This window comes from Gluconobacter oxydans DSM 3504, from assembly GCF_000583855.1.
In the GTDB taxonomy this organism is placed as follows: Bacteria; Pseudomonadota; Alphaproteobacteria; order Acetobacterales; family Acetobacteraceae; genus Gluconobacter; species Gluconobacter oxydans.
On record NZ_CP004373.1, the window covers coordinates 1,018,150 to 1,031,171 of the forward strand.

At 64.3% G+C, this 13,022-nt stretch carries 14 protein-coding genes; 1 reads left to right on the top strand and 13 read right to left on the bottom strand.

Going from position 1 to position 13,022, the window contains the following annotated elements:
• Window positions 1-7: 7 nt before the first annotated feature.
• The 13 genes from GLS_RS04580 to GLS_RS04640 form a co-directional block, all read right to left on the bottom strand.
• Complete coding sequence (locus GLS_RS04580) at window positions 8-736, bottom strand: SIMPL domain-containing protein (protein WP_052327465.1); 729 nt, start codon at window positions 734-736, stop codon at window positions 8-10.
• 44 nt (window positions 737-780) lie between these two features.
• The gene (locus tag GLS_RS04585; RefSeq protein ID WP_011252398.1) at window positions 781-1,125 is read right to left on the bottom strand and encodes a hypothetical protein; all 345 of its coding nucleotides are present in this window, start codon (window positions 1,123-1,125) and stop codon (window positions 781-783) included.
• Window positions 1,126-1,183: 58 nt separating this feature from the next.
• Complete coding sequence (locus GLS_RS04590) at window positions 1,184-2,617, bottom strand: HAMP domain-containing sensor histidine kinase (RefSeq protein ID WP_041111395.1); 1,434 nt, start codon at window positions 2,615-2,617, stop codon at window positions 1,184-1,186.
• 6 nt (window positions 2,618-2,623) lie between these two features.
• A complete protein-coding gene (locus GLS_RS04595; protein ID WP_011252400.1) occupies window positions 2,624-3,304 on the bottom strand; it encodes a winged helix-turn-helix domain-containing protein in 681 nt (226 codons plus the stop codon).
• A gap of 100 nt (window positions 3,305-3,404) precedes the next feature.
• Complete coding sequence (locus GLS_RS04600) at window positions 3,405-3,623, bottom strand: hypothetical protein (protein WP_041111396.1); 219 nt, start codon at window positions 3,621-3,623, stop codon at window positions 3,405-3,407.
• Entirely contained in the window at window positions 3,616-4,872 is a 1,257-nt protein-coding gene (locus GLS_RS04605) for a S1C family serine protease (protein ID WP_041111397.1), read from the bottom strand. The genes GLS_RS04600 and GLS_RS04605 overlap by 8 nt, the downstream gene beginning before the upstream one ends.
• A gap of 87 nt (window positions 4,873-4,959) precedes the next feature.
• Complete coding sequence (gene hrpB / locus GLS_RS04610; protein WP_193363861.1) at window positions 4,960-7,467, bottom strand: ATP-dependent helicase HrpB; 2,508 nt, start codon at window positions 7,465-7,467, stop codon at window positions 4,960-4,962.
• 92 nt (window positions 7,468-7,559) lie between these two features.
• Entirely contained in the window at window positions 7,560-7,766 is a 207-nt protein-coding gene (locus tag GLS_RS04615) for a cold-shock protein (RefSeq protein ID WP_041111398.1), read from the bottom strand.
• A gap of 328 nt (window positions 7,767-8,094) precedes the next feature.
• Complete coding sequence (locus tag GLS_RS04620; protein ID WP_041111399.1) at window positions 8,095-8,925, bottom strand: NADPH-dependent oxidoreductase; 831 nt, start codon at window positions 8,923-8,925, stop codon at window positions 8,095-8,097.
• 11 nt (window positions 8,926-8,936) lie between these two features.
• Window positions 8,937-9,476 (bottom strand): adenine phosphoribosyltransferase, encoded by a 540-nt coding sequence (locus GLS_RS04625; protein ID WP_041111400.1) that lies wholly within the window; start codon window positions 9,474-9,476, stop codon window positions 8,937-8,939.
• Window positions 9,477-9,570: 94 nt separating this feature from the next.
• Entirely contained in the window at window positions 9,571-9,927 is a 357-nt protein-coding gene (locus tag GLS_RS04630; protein ID WP_011252406.1) for a response regulator, read from the bottom strand.
• Between the two features lie 27 nt (window positions 9,928-9,954).
• On the bottom strand, window positions 9,955-11,223 hold the full coding sequence (locus GLS_RS04635; RefSeq protein WP_011252407.1) for a multidrug effflux MFS transporter: 1,269 nt from the start codon (window positions 11,221-11,223) through the stop codon (window positions 9,955-9,957).
• A gap of 44 nt (window positions 11,224-11,267) precedes the next feature.
• A complete protein-coding gene (locus GLS_RS04640) occupies window positions 11,268-12,053 on the bottom strand; it encodes a TVP38/TMEM64 family protein (RefSeq protein ID WP_226986638.1) in 786 nt (261 codons plus the stop codon).
• A 121-nt stretch (window positions 12,054-12,174) separates the two neighbouring features.
• Between GLS_RS04640 and GLS_RS04645 the strand changes: the two genes are divergently transcribed.
• Entirely contained in the window at window positions 12,175-12,999 is an 825-nt protein-coding gene (locus GLS_RS04645) for a PadR family transcriptional regulator (protein ID WP_041112664.1), read from the top strand.
• Window positions 13,000-13,022 lie beyond the last annotated feature (23 nt).

Consider the following 13,022-nt stretch of genomic DNA (forward strand, 5'->3'; position numbering starts at 1 on the left):
GGGATGGTCATGGCGACAGTTCGGCCTGCACGGAGACATTTACACGAAGGGTCTGTTCGTCCGGGCTACGCTGCGGCGGGGCGGAATCGGCCATGCGGGCCGCCATGAGCATTACGGGGCGGGGACCCGGTTCCTGATAGGAAATGCGGACTTCCTTGAGGCGCGCAAGACGCAGGCCGAGGGTCTGTGCGCTCTGTTCGGCCTGCGGGCGGACCTTTTTGAGGGCTTCCGTCCGGGCTTCCTGCAGCAGGCGGTCGCGGGTGGCATCGTCGAGCGACCAGTCGAGGCCTTCCAGCATCAGGGACTGTGACTGAAGCTGTCCGGCCAGACCGAGCAGTCGCACGGAATCCTGTCCGCTGAGTTCAAGCTCCTGCCGGGCCGTCCAGCTCTTGGGGCCATGCTCGGGCGTGTTTTCGTAGATGGAGTATCCGCCTGCCTTCGCCACGATTCCGTCCTGACCGCCCGCCAGCTTCATCGCAGCAGCCATCCGGGTGTTCACGTCCTTCTGGGCCGCAGCCGCGGACGGGCTGTCAGAGCGGACGGAAAGACGGACCGTCAGCTCCGTTGGAACCGCATGGGCAGTGCCCATAACGCTGAAATCGAGCTGGGTGGTGTTCTGCTGCATGTCGGCTGCCTGTGCGGTGGAAAATACGCCTGTTCCGGACAGGGCGATGGGAGAAAAGGCCAGAGCAGCCGCCAGAAGTGGAACAGGCCGGGGCAGAGAAAAACGGATCATCAGGTCTCCTGAGGACAGGTGTCTTGAGGACGTCCGAAATGCCGTCAGCGCGGTTCCGGAGCGTGTTTCAGCAGGACCAACGCCCGACGCAGGCGTTCGATCCCGGCGCGGACATGGCCCTGCGTGCAGAGAAGGTCTCCCTGCGCGCGCAGATGGCGGGCGTCTTCCATGATTCCCAGCGGAATGGCAGCAGGAGGAGCGGCCAGCCGGGCATCCACGTTTTTGCGCAGACGAGCGCAGTATTCCGCGTTTTCGGACGTCACCGGGATGGCATCGTCCGAATGTCCTGCCGGCAGGTGCTGCACCGGACGCAGGACCGGCGACGCGGCCAGACAGCCGAGCAGACAGAAGGCCGGAAGAACGGTCGGTGAAGGCAGGGAGAAGCGCATCACGGATTGTGTAGCCCATTCCAGCTAAGCGCAGAGTGGGGCGTGGATGAAACTTCCGTCATCCCTTTCGGGAGACGGCTGGCACGACCGGGAGCAGGAGCGTCGCCGACAGGCCGGGCTGCCCGGTTTGCAGTTCGCCTGCCCTGAGTTCCAGCGCACCGCCATGCAGGCTCATCACGGCCTGCACCAGCGAGAGGCCAAGCCCGGCTCCGGGTGTGTTGCGGGCCGTTTCGGCACGGAAAAAGCGCTCCGAAGCACGGCTCAGATCGTCTTCGCTCATGCCCGGCCCCTGATCGGCGACGGTGATGGCCAGACGCTCGCCCTGCATGTCCACAGAAAGAGTGATGGTGGTTCCGGGGGGCGCGAACTTGATGGCGTTGTCCAGCAGATTGGCGACGGCCTGTTGCAGCAGGTGCGGATCGCCATTGACCGGCTGGACCGTCCCTGCCCTGAAATCCAGATGTAGGCCCGCATCCTCGACAGAGGCCTCGTAAAGTTCGCTCAATCCTTCCAGCAGCGGGCGGATGTCCAGCACCGTAAAGGCGGCGCGTCTGGCCCCGGCTTCGAGTTGCGCGATTCTCAGCAGGGCCTCGAAAATCGACGTGACCCGGTCGAGATCCATGACCGCGCGGTCGATGGCGGCGTGAAGCTCCTCGGTGGAGGTGGCAGTACGGTTGGCGTCCTCAAGGCGGGCACGGGCGCGGGCAATCGGCGTGCGCAGATCGTGGGCGATGGCGTTGGAGACCTGTTTGACGCCATCCATCAGGCGATTGATCCGCTCGAGCATAGTGTTGACGGTCTGACCCACCAGATCCGTCTCGTTGCCCGTCAGCGGGATGCGCTGGCTCAGATCGCCCTGTGCTACGGCTGCCGTGGTGCGGGCGATGGAGCGCACGACCTGCCGGAAGATCCGCCGGATCGCCAACGCGCCACCGGCTGCCAGCAATGTCACCATGATCCACGCCCAGATCAGCGTATCAGTCAGGACGTGCCGGACGAGCTGTCGCCCGCGGACGTCACGCCCGACGATCATCCGGAAACCCTGCGTCAGGGGATAGGCGTGCATCTTGGCGTTGGTGCGGAAACCGTCGCGCTTGATGGCCAGTTCGTAAAACGTATCCAGCCGGGTGATGACAACAGGCCAGCCCGGCAGGTTTCCGGCATATTTCCGTCCGTCCGGCCCGACCAGAAGATACAGCTCGTCGTCATCGACGTTCTGGTCCAGCCGGTCCTGGATGGCGAGGCTAAGTGCGGTGGGACCACCCTGCGCCCAGCGGTGGGACAGGTCGGCGGCATCGACCTGCACGGCGATCTCGACCTGACTGTCGAGCTGGCCGGTTGTGTTCCACCAGATGAAGGACAGGAACGCTCCGGCCGAAATCACGAAGACGAGGCCGTAAGCCAGGGCGAAATTCAGCCCGGCCGAGCGGATGGGCCAGCGCAGGCGCCGTTTCAGGAACAGTCCGAGACGGCGGACCTTGCGCCGGAACATCAGGCCTCAGTCCGCCCGCAGGATGTAGCCGGCGTTGCGGATCGTGTGGATCATGGGCTTGTCGAACGGCTTGTCCACTTTCTGGCGCAGGCGCGAGACATGCACGTCGATCACGTTGGTCTGCGGGTCGAAGTGATAGTCCCACACGCGCTCGAGCAGCATGGTGCGGGTCACGACCTGTCCGGCATGGCGGATCAGGAACTCCAGCAGACGGAACTCGCGCGGCTGAAGGTCGATCTTCTCGCCGCCGCGTTTGACGGTGCGGGACAGCAGATCCATTTCCAGATCGCCAACCACAAGCCGCGTCTGCGGGGCGCTTTCGGGGCGGCCACGACGGCCGAGTGCCTCGACACGCGCCAGAAGTTCGGAAAAGGCGAAGGGCTTGGTCATGTAGTCGTCGCCGCCGGCCTTGAGACCGGCCACGCGCTCGTCCACATCCGCCAGCGCCGAAAGCAGCAGGACCGGCGTTGCGTTCTTCTGCCCGCGCAGGGTTTCCAGAATCCGCAGACCGTCGATGCCTCCCGGCAGCATCCGGTCCAGGATCACGACGTCATAATTCTCGCTGACGGCCAGAAACAGGCCGTCCTTGCCATTATCCGCCTCGTCCACGACATGCCCGGCCTCCCGCAGGCCCTTGAGCACGAAAGCACGGACAGTCGGATCGTCCTCGACCAGCAGGATACGCATCGTTGTCTTTCTTCCTTCCGAACGCAGTCTTGCCGTTCCTGTGAGGAAGAATACCGGCTTGGCCGGAGCCGTCAAAGGCGGTTGTTACAGAAAGGCGCGTCTAGCGGGGGATTGCGTTGTCAAAATCGTTCTGCTGGGCGTCACGCAGGGAGGATGCACTGATCGGTCCCCATGAAAATGGTGATGCTTCCGAAAGCCCGTCCCGATAGCCGTTCTGCCCCGGCGAAGGCGGGACAGGACTGCATCCGGCCAGAACGCCCAGCAGGAGAACACCACACAGGCCAAGGCGGATCGTTCTGCCGGGGCGCGGCTCAGTCATCCGCATCCTGCGGACGCGGGCCGATATGGATGGGCAGCATCAGGATTTTCTTGCCGCGCTGGATCCGGAAGGTCAGGGTCATACCCGGCCGGGCCGCCGCGATACTGCGCAGGAGCATCCGGGCACTGGTGACGGGCACATTGTCCACCTGCGTGACGATATCGCCACGTCGCAGGCCGCCCTTCTGGGCGGGGCCGCCATTATCGACGCCGGCAATACCGATATCGGTATCCCCGTCATCGAGCGTGATGCCGAGCCAGCCATGTTCGGCATGGCCGGTGGCCTCGATTTCCGCGACGATCGGGGCCACGATCTCGGACGGGATGCCAAAGCCAATCCCGACCGAACCACCCGCCGGTGTAACAATGGCGGCGTTCACGGCCACGACCTGCCCGCGCATATTGAAGGCCGGACCGCCCGAATTGCCGGGATTGATCGGGGCGTCGAGCTGGATGAAATCATCGAGCGAGCCGATCCCCAGATCGCGCCCGACCGCCGAGACGATGCCCGCCGTGACGGACGACCCGAACCCGAACGGATTGCCCGCAACAAGAATCCAGTCCCCGATATCGGTCTGCTGGCTATCACCCCAGGTGACGTGCGGGAGCGGCTCGGGGCTGTCGACCTTGATAACGGCGATATCCGTCAGCGGGTCGGCACCCAGCAGGCGCGCCGGCATTTCATGCCCGTTGGACAGCGAGACCACGACCTTGTCCGCCCCGCCCACGACATGGCGGTTCGTGACGATGATGCCGGACGGATCGACGATGAAGCCCGATCCGGCGCCAACCATTTCTTCCTGCTGGCGCTTCATGCGGTCCCGGTAGCGCTTTTCCAGCGGGGTTCCGCGAATCTGGGGCGGGATATGGTCGTGGCCATCCGGGCTGTTCTGCGTAATGGCGATGTTGACGACAGCCGGGATCACCTGCCGTACCAGCGGGGCAAAGCTCAGCGGGCCGTATTTGACCAGAAGCGGCGGCAGAGCGGGCGCGGGTGCCGGAACCACGGCGGGTTGTGTCGGGATGCCCTGTGCGTCCGTGTTTTCGCCCGCGACCGTACGATCGGGGATGATCGTCGGGAGCATTTTCGGCGCTGGAGCCTGCATGACCAGCGGTTTTTGCGGCTGTTCCGCAGGATGCGGGACCGGTTGCGCAGTGTTCCCATGGCCGCGCAAAGCCAGCATCAGCCCCACCGTCACGACAGTGGCTGTTCCGGCACCGATCGCAGCAGCCTGCAGGGTGCGGTTCATGGGAAACAGGACAGGAACATCGTCATAGCCATGCTGCTAACACAGAATTGTTCCACATCCTAAGATCATGGCAAAGATCGCGTCGAATCAACGCCTCGGGCGGGGTTTCGGGGGCTCGGCCGTCGCAGGATCCTCGGGCCAGTCGTGACGGGGATAGCGTCCGCGCATGTCCCGGCGCATGTCGGCCCAGCTTCCTTTCCAGAAACCTGCCAGATCGGCCGTAATTGCCTGCGGACGTCCCGCCGGGGAGAGCAGTGCGCATTGGAGGGCAAGCTGCCCGTCCGCGAGCTGCGGCGTCTGGGCCGTGCCGTAAAAGGCCTGTGCGCGGGCGGAGACCGTGGGGACCGCGCCGGTATAGTCGATGTCGTGCGTGCTGGCTTTCAGCGTCAGACGCGGCGGGAGCTTGCGGTCAAGCGCGGCCAGATCGGCATAGTCCAGACGGGCGCGGAGGATGGACAGCAGGTCCAGCGCCTTGACCTGAGACAGACGGTCGCACCCGGCCAGATAGGGTTCCAGCCAGTCGAGCGAGACTGCCAATCCGTCATCGGACAGGTCGGGCAGATGGGGCGCATAGGTGCCGCGGGCATGGGCCACGCGGGCCTGGAACTGACGCCCGGCCTCCGTCCAGGTCAGGGCCTGCGCCAGATTCGCGGCGACCTGCTGCATCAGGAGCGTCTGGGCTTCTTCGGGACTGATCTCGCCGTTGCGGTCCCGCAGGACCAGCGCGCCCAGACGGAGCCTGCGGCGGGCGATGATGCGTCCGGATGTACCGTCCAGCGTCGTTTCCACCTGCTCGCGGGTCCGCTCCAAAAGGGTCTGTGGCAGGTTTTCAGCATCCAATGGGGCGGCGAGCGTGATTTCCGTTGAGGTCCGGGTATGGAACGCTGCCCCGGCCAGCAGCTTTTCGCGGGCCAGCGGATCATTGGCCGAAACGCGGGCACTCCCCCCGCCCGCCAGCCGGAAACGCCCGAGCTCACCCGCCGCCTGCGCGACACGGTCCGGGAAACCGGCGGCCAGCAACGCGCCTGCATGGTCCGGTAGCGGCACAAGCGGCATGTCCCGGTCGCCCATACGGCGTAGGAAGCGTTTGGCGGACTGGCGCATGTGGAACAGGCTGGCACGGTCTGCACGGGGATCGTCGCGCTCGAATAAAGCGAGACGTGTGCGGATATCGGCGCCTGGCGCCGGACCGGAGGGACGGTTCGGGCGCGGTCGGAGCGGATCGCGCTCTTCCAGCAGGGCTGCCAGACAGGCTGCCGTCACGCGCTCCGGCAGTGTGCGGGCCGCGCAGAGCATCGCCGCCAGACGCGGATGCGTGCCGAGGGACGCCATACGCTTGCCGAGCGCGGTAATACGGTTGGCGTCATCCAGCGCGCCGAGTTCGCGCAGCAGTTCACGCCCACCCGCCAGAACGCCGGACGGCGGCGTGTCCAGCAGCGGCAGACTGTCCGGAGCCGTGCCCATGACTTCCTGCCAGGCGGCTGTGACAAGCGCGAAATCCGTGAGATCGGCGACGAGGATTTCCGGCGCGTCCTGAGGGCGCAGACTGCGCTGCGTCATTTCCGACCACAGGCGGATGGCGATGCCCGGAGACTGCCGCCCTGCACGGCCTGCGCGCTGGGTCGCGGTGGCGCGGGATATTCTCAGCGTTTCCAGCCGCGACAGACCGGTATTCGGATCAAGACGCGGGGCCCGGCGCAGGCCGCCATCCACGACGATCCTCACGCCCGAGACGGTGACGGACGTCTCGGCAATGGATGTCGCCAGCACGACACGGCGCGTGTCGGACGGAGCGATGGCACGGTCCTGATCCTCGGTCGTCTGTTCGCCATGCAGCGGGAAAACCGGAACCGTGCCATCCAGCAGGGCCTGTGTGCGGCGGATTTCGCCGACGCCGGGCAGGAAGGCGAGGATATCGCCCTCTTCTTCCGCCAGTGCCTGCCGGATCGCGCGGGCGCAGGCTTCGGGCAGGTCCCGCATATGGGGAATGTCGCGGGTGTGACGGATATCGATGGGGTACTGGCGGCCTTCGCTTTCGATCAGCGGGGCGTTCATCAGCGTCGTGAAGGCGCGGCCATCCGGCGTGGCGGACATGGCCAGAATCCGCAGGTCCGGCCGCATTTCGCGCTGCATGTCCAGACAGAACGCCAGCGCTGCGTCCAGACCCAGCGAGCGTTCATGCACTTCATCGAACAGCACTGCACCCACGCCGTCCAGCAGCGGGTCGGTCAGCAGGCGGCGCAGAAGCAGCCCCTCGGTCACGACTTCGATGCGCGTTCTGGCAGACATTGCGGAATCGGTGCGCGTGCGAAAGCCCACGATACCGCCCGGCTTTTCACCCAGCGACGACGCCATGCGCGACGCCGCACCACGGACTGCCACGCGACGGGGCTCCACGAGAATGAGACGCTGCGTTCCGAGCCAGGGCGCGTCCAGAAGCGCGAGCGGCGTCAGCGTCGTCTTGCCCGCCCCCGGCGGGGCGACGAGGACGGCGTTGGGCTGCGTCTCCAATACTGCCAGAACCTCCGGCAGGATGGCCGTGACGGGGAGTTCGGGAGGAAGGGTAAAAATCAGGGCGCAGCTCCGGCACAGCAGGTCAGAGCCGCTGTTATACCGTGCGTCTGCGCGAAAGCGATGGCGTGGAAAAGTACCGGAAACGAAAAATGGTGGCCGGAGCCACCATTTTTTCAGAGCGCCTTGAGGCTTCCTGCGGACTTGCGTCCGTTGCGGCCGTCTTCAATCTCGTAAGAGACCTGCTGGCCTTCATTCAGGTTCTGCAATCCGGCTTTTTCGAGAGCAGAAATGTGAACGAAAACGTCTGTGGTGCCATCGCTGGGCTGGATGAAACCGAAGCCCTTCGTGGCGTTGAACCACTTTACTGTACCTGTCGCCATTGCAGGTCTCCTTTGATAACGCAGCTTTACGCGCAAACATTCACGTAATCAGTTTTTTCAGAGGGGGAAGGTGCGCCCGCGCGGATAAACGCAGGGCGATATTCTCCAGCCGGAAAAACAGCTGCGTCCCGAATATGCCGTCAATTTCCGGCGGGGTGCAAGTTCAAAATAAAACCCGCTCCGCATATTTCCCGAAAGGAAGCTCTGGGGGAATGGTTTGTTTTTCAGTTCCAGTATCCACATCAAAACCCTGAAAAAAGACGGATTTCATTTTTCCTGGACACTTTTGGCGCAGAAGGAATTTCTTTGCTGCACCCGAGCTTCACGTTTAGCGGAGCGGAAAGCCGAGCCTGTGCAGCACCGTGCGGATGACGTGCCGTCCGCTCAGGCCCTTGAAGCTGTCCACCCGTTTTGCCACCGTTTCCGACCAGGCCCGGGAGGTCAGGCCCTGTTCCTTCTGGTAGTCATCTGCGATGCGGTCATAGGCCGCGATGCCTTCGGCCTCGTTTTCCGTGCTGTAACGCTCGCGGTGCAGGATGACGTTCTGCCCCAAGCGAGGTTTGTAGCCGTTCTGGGCGGCCGGGTCGGGTTTGCCGACACAGAGCCCGACGACCGCGACCGAACGCGGCGGAAGGGAGAGAAGACTGGCGACTTCTTCGGGATGGTTGCGCAGGCCGCCGATATAGACCGTGCCCAGACCAAGGGATTCGAACGCGGTCACGGCGTTCTGGGCGGCGATCCCGGTATCGAGCGTCGCCATGAGGAACGTCTCCTGATAGTCAAGTGCCTCATGCCCCATCCCTGCCCGCTCGGCGATCCGCTCCAGCCGGGCCAGATCGACGATCCAGGCCAGAAACAGCGGCGCAACCTCGATATGATTCTGGTTGCCACATAGCTCCGCCAGTCGGGCGCGCGTTTCCGGATTTTCGACGGCTACGACGGACCAGACCTGAAGATTGCTGGACGTGGCGGCCGAGGATGCCGCGGCGATCCCGGCTTCCAGCGTGCCTTCAGGCAGGGCGTCGGGCAGATAGGCCCGGACCGAGTGATGCGACAGCAGCAGGTCGAGCACCGCGTTGTCCGGCAGGGTTTTCGGCGCCAGGGTGCGGTACCGTGTCTGCCACAGCGTGGAAATCCGTTCGGAAGAGGTGCCCGACATATGGTGCTTCCTTATTCGTCGTATGTCATCAGAGCGTTCAGCGGTACGTCCAGTTTCTCACGGCCCTTCAGGTCCGCCAGTTCGATGAGCACGGAGGCGCCCACGACTTCGGCCCCGACCTTGCGCAGAAGATCGATGGAGGCCGCGAGCGTGCCGCCCGTTGCCAGCAGATCGTCCAGCACCACGACGCGCTGGCCCGGCTTGATGGCGTCGGCCTGGATGTGCAGTTCGTCCTCGCCGTATTCGAGGCCGTATTTCAGGGAAATGGTCTTGCCCGGCAGCTTGCCCGGCTTGCGGAGCATCGTGAAGCCGCAGCCCAGACGCAGGGCGAGCGGAGCGGCTGTCAGGAAGCCGCGGCTTTCGATTCCGGCCAGGATGTCCGGCTGCCAGGCGGCGATCACGCGGGCCAGACGGGCGGTGGCGACCTGCCAGGCGTCGGGCGAGCGGATCAGGGTCGAGATGTCGTAGAACAGGATGCCCGGCTTCGGAAAATCCGGAATCTCGCGAATGTAGTTCTTGAGATCGAGAGGCTGGGGATCCTGAAACGACATGGCGGCACTGCTTTCATCTGGTCATGGCAAACAGCGCGGCATGTAGGGGACTCTCCCCCCCGACTCAACCCCGGATTACGCCGGACGCCTAACCTCAAGCTTGATCCCGCACCTGTTCGGTGGCCTGTGCGATGGCTGCGAGAAGCCCTGCCCTGCGGAACGGTTTGGGCAGAACGGCCATACCCTGCGGGGCCATATCGCTTTCTTCATAGTCCCCCGACATGAGCACGACGGCCATCTGCGGGCGGCGCTCGCGCAGCAGATGCGCGATTTCCAGCCCGTTCCGTGCGCCGGGCAGGTTGAGATCCGTCACCAGAAGATCCGGTGCCTCATCCCCTTCAAGCGCCGAGGCGCCGTCTGGCACATGGCGCACGCTCCAGCCTTCGCGCACCAGAACCGTTTCGACCACCAGCGCGATGGCGGCATCGTCTTCGACAAGCAAGGCTTTCATGGCAGGGCCCTCATGACGGATGTATTTTCAGGAGTGGTGCGACGGTTCTGCCACGGCCGGCAGGTTGGGACGCAGCAGGGCAAACCCCATGGCTGCGACAAAGGCGAAGGATAGAAAAAGCGCCATGGGAACGGCAGTTCCCGACGGCATCAGTCCGAACAGGGCGCTCGCCACGGCGCCGAACAGATACTGCATCGTCCCCGCCAGCGCCGAGGCCGAACCGGCACGGTCGGACTGTTCGGACAGGACGCCCACCATGGAGTTCGGACCGATAATGCCCGTCGGCCCCATGGTGATGATGAGCGCAATGATGAGGGGCCACAGGAACATCCCCTTGATGTGTCCCTGCGGATCGAGGTCATAGTTCGAGACCACTGCCAGCAGCAGCAGGATGGCACAGCCCGCCAGACTGACGCCCAGCGCGGAGAACAGCATCCGGCCTGTGCTGACGCGCCCGACGAGCTGTCCGTTGATGGCCGACGCGCCGATCATGCAGATCGCGAACAGGCCAAAGAGCATGCCGTAATGGAACGGTGACATGCCGAACACGTCCTCAAACAGCATGGGGGCGGCCGTCAGATAGGTGAAGGTCACGAAACCCAGAAAGCTCCAGACCAGACCGTTCGTCACGAAACTGCGGGTCCGCAGGATATAGACATAGCGTTCGATGATGGAGATGGGACGCAGGTCCCGCCGGTCGTGGGGGGCGAGCGTTTCGGGGAAGATCGTCATCAGCAGGAGGGTACAGATCCCGCCATAGACGGCCGTAACCCAGAAGATGACGCGCCAGTCCACGAATTTCAGCGCAAATCCGCCCAGCATGGGCGCAAGAATGGGCACGGTACCCTGAATGACGATCAGGCGGGACATCATTTTCGAGGACGCGTCACCTTCCGTCAGGTCACGGATACAGGCATTCGGCACCACGAGTCCGGCCGAAGCCATGATGGCGGAAAAGACACGGCAGATACACAGGAACGTCATGCTCGGTGCCAGCGCACAGCCGATCTCGCCCAGCGTATAGCCGAGCATACCGAGCAGCAGTGGCCAGCGGCGACCGAACCGGTCGGAGATCGGACCAATGGTGATCTGTCCGATGGCCAGCCCGATCACCCAGGCGGCCATCGTGGCACTTCCCGAACCCGCCGCCGTATGAAGCTGACGCTCCATTTCGGGCAGCGCCGGCAGATAGACATCCGTCGAGACCGGCCCGACAGCCGTAAAGATTCCCAGCAGAACCGGCAGCCATGCGGGCAGGGGATCTCCCCGTCTGAATGTCATGTTCTGATCTGTCATGCGCGTCTGCCTGTTCAATTCAGGTTGCGTGGTGTGAAGCTTTTTCAGGAAGCCGGAGTGTCTGCGTTGTCCTTCGGAACGGTCTGGCCATGCTGCCGGAGCAGAATGGCGCCCAGCACACCCGACACGACGAACAGGATTCCCGCAAGCCCCAACTGAAGGACATGCCCGATCCGCGTCCCGGAGCCGACCAGCACGAAGATCAGGGTCTGCGGCAGGCCGCCCAGGAATGTCGCGACCGAAAACGGCAGCAGCGGCAACTCGAACAACCCCGCCGCCGTCGAGACCAGCAGGGCGGATCCCACCGGCATCAGGCGCAGCGTCAGGACCGCCCGGAAAGGCTTGGCGTGGAGCGTGCGGGCCAGAGCGGCGTAGTCCGCCTGCAGCCTGTCATGCAGCCGCGCCCGGAACGCGGCCGGAGCGAGTGCGCGCGCCCATCCATAGGCCAGAACCGCCCCCAGCATATAGGCCAGCGAACACAGAACAAGGCCGCCCCACAACCCGAAGGCCAGCCCCGCCGCCACACAAAGCGCCTGACGCGGCAGTCCGCACGCGCTGTACGGCACGGCCAGCAGCAGGAACCACAGCGGCGCGCCCGGCGTCTCGTGCCAGTGCGGCGCGTTTTCCAGCAGGTGATGAATGAACGGCAGCCGCTGAAGGGCCGCCACCATGACCAGCATCGCGCCGATCGTGAGAGCCGCGCGCCAGGGGACGAGCTGTCGCAGCGTGCGACGCAGTTCCGGATCAGGGGGAAGAGGAATCGGGCTACCCATCCCTGCCCGATACCAGCCGGAGCGTCCTTCGGCTACGGCCCGAACCATAAACAGCATTTCATGCCTTCACCCCGGGCGCCGGAACAGGGACGGGAGAAAAAATCGACCCGCCTTCTTTTTCTCTTGAAGATATATCTTAAGATACTATATCGTTCGATATATCGAATAGGAGAACATGATGTTCAAACACAAGACTGACCGCTTCAACACAGACCGTCCGGATGCCGGACAGCGCCCCCATCGCGGCCATCGCCGCGGTTTCTTCCGTATGGGAGGTCCCGTCGCAGAAAGCGCAGAGCGGGGAGATGGCCCCAATAAAGACCGGGCGCGCGGCGAAGGACGCGGTGGACGCCACCGGGGCATGGAGCGCGGTGAAGGCGGTTTCGGCCGTCGACATGGTGGACGTGGCGGCGGAATGGGCGGCGGCCGTTTCGGCAAGGGCTTTGGCGGTGATCTGGGGGGCGAAGGCTTCACACGCGGTCGCAAGCTGACGGCAGATGAGCTTCAGCTCGTCATCCTCGCCCTGCTGGCAGAGGCCCCCGCCCATGGCTATGAGCTGATCCGGCGCCTCGAAGAGCGGTCCGGTGGTTTCTACAAGCCCAGCCCCGGCGTGATCTATCCGTCCCTCACCTATCTGGAAGAAACCGGCCTTGCCGCCGTCACCCAGGAAGGCAACCGCAAGCTCTACAGCCTGACGGACGAGGGCAAGGCGCATCACGAGGCCAACAAGGCTGAAGCAGCCCGCATCCTCGACATCATGAGCCGGATCGGTGCCCGTATGGCCGATGTCCGCGAAGCCTTCACCGGCATCAACGACCTCGACCCAACGCTGGGGCAGGAATTTCATGACGCACGGTTCGCTCTGAAAGCTGCTCTGAAGTCCCGCCGTGGCGCGGATGCGGACGAACTGCGTCGCATCGTGGCGATCCTGCGCCGTGCCGCTGCGGAAATCGGTGGTCCGGCTGCTGACGAGGCGTCTGCCGAAAAGACTTCGGCCGAATAAGGCAGGAACACCGGCGCACCTCT

What these genes read in the sequence shown, in the direction of transcription:
- GLS_RS04580 (WP_052327465.1), bottom strand. Translation starts at nt 736, where the DNA reads ATGATCCGTTTTTCTCTGCCCCGGCCTGTTCCACTTCTGGCGGCTGCT.
- GLS_RS04585 (WP_011252398.1), bottom strand. Translation starts at nt 1,125, where the DNA reads ATGCGCTTCTCCCTGCCTTCACCGACCGTTCTTCCGGCCTTCTGTCTG.
- GLS_RS04590 (WP_041111395.1), bottom strand. Translation starts at nt 2,617, where the DNA reads ATGTTCCGGCGCAAGGTCCGCCGTCTCGGACTGTTCCTGAAACGGCGC.
- GLS_RS04595 (WP_011252400.1), bottom strand. Translation starts at nt 3,304, where the DNA reads ATGCGTATCCTGCTGGTCGAGGACGATCCGACTGTCCGTGCTTTCGTG.
- GLS_RS04600 (WP_041111396.1), bottom strand. Translation starts at nt 3,623, where the DNA reads ATGACTGAGCCGCGCCCCGGCAGAACGATCCGCCTTGGCCTGTGTGGT.
- GLS_RS04605 (WP_041111397.1), bottom strand. Translation starts at nt 4,872, where the DNA reads ATGAACCGCACCCTGCAGGCTGCTGCGATCGGTGCCGGAACAGCCACT.
- GLS_RS04615 (WP_041111398.1), bottom strand. Translation starts at nt 7,766, where the DNA reads ATGGCGACAGGTACAGTAAAGTGGTTCAACGCCACGAAGGGCTTCGGT.
- GLS_RS04620 (WP_041111399.1), bottom strand. Translation starts at nt 8,925, where the DNA reads ATGTCGGGCACCTCTTCCGAACGGATTTCCACGCTGTGGCAGACACGG.
- GLS_RS04625 (WP_041111400.1), bottom strand. Translation starts at nt 9,476, where the DNA reads ATGTCGTTTCAGGATCCCCAGCCTCTCGATCTCAAGAACTACATTCGC.
- GLS_RS04630 (WP_011252406.1), bottom strand. Translation starts at nt 9,927, where the DNA reads ATGAAAGCCTTGCTTGTCGAAGACGATGCCGCCATCGCGCTGGTGGTC.
- GLS_RS04635 (WP_011252407.1), bottom strand. Translation starts at nt 11,223, where the DNA reads ATGACAGATCAGAACATGACATTCAGACGGGGAGATCCCCTGCCCGCA.
- GLS_RS04640 (WP_226986638.1), bottom strand. Translation starts at nt 12,053, where the DNA reads ATGCTGTTTATGGTTCGGGCCGTAGCCGAAGGACGCTCCGGCTGGTAT.
- GLS_RS04645 (WP_041112664.1), top strand. Translation starts at nt 12,175, where the DNA reads ATGTTCAAACACAAGACTGACCGCTTCAACACAGACCGTCCGGATGCC.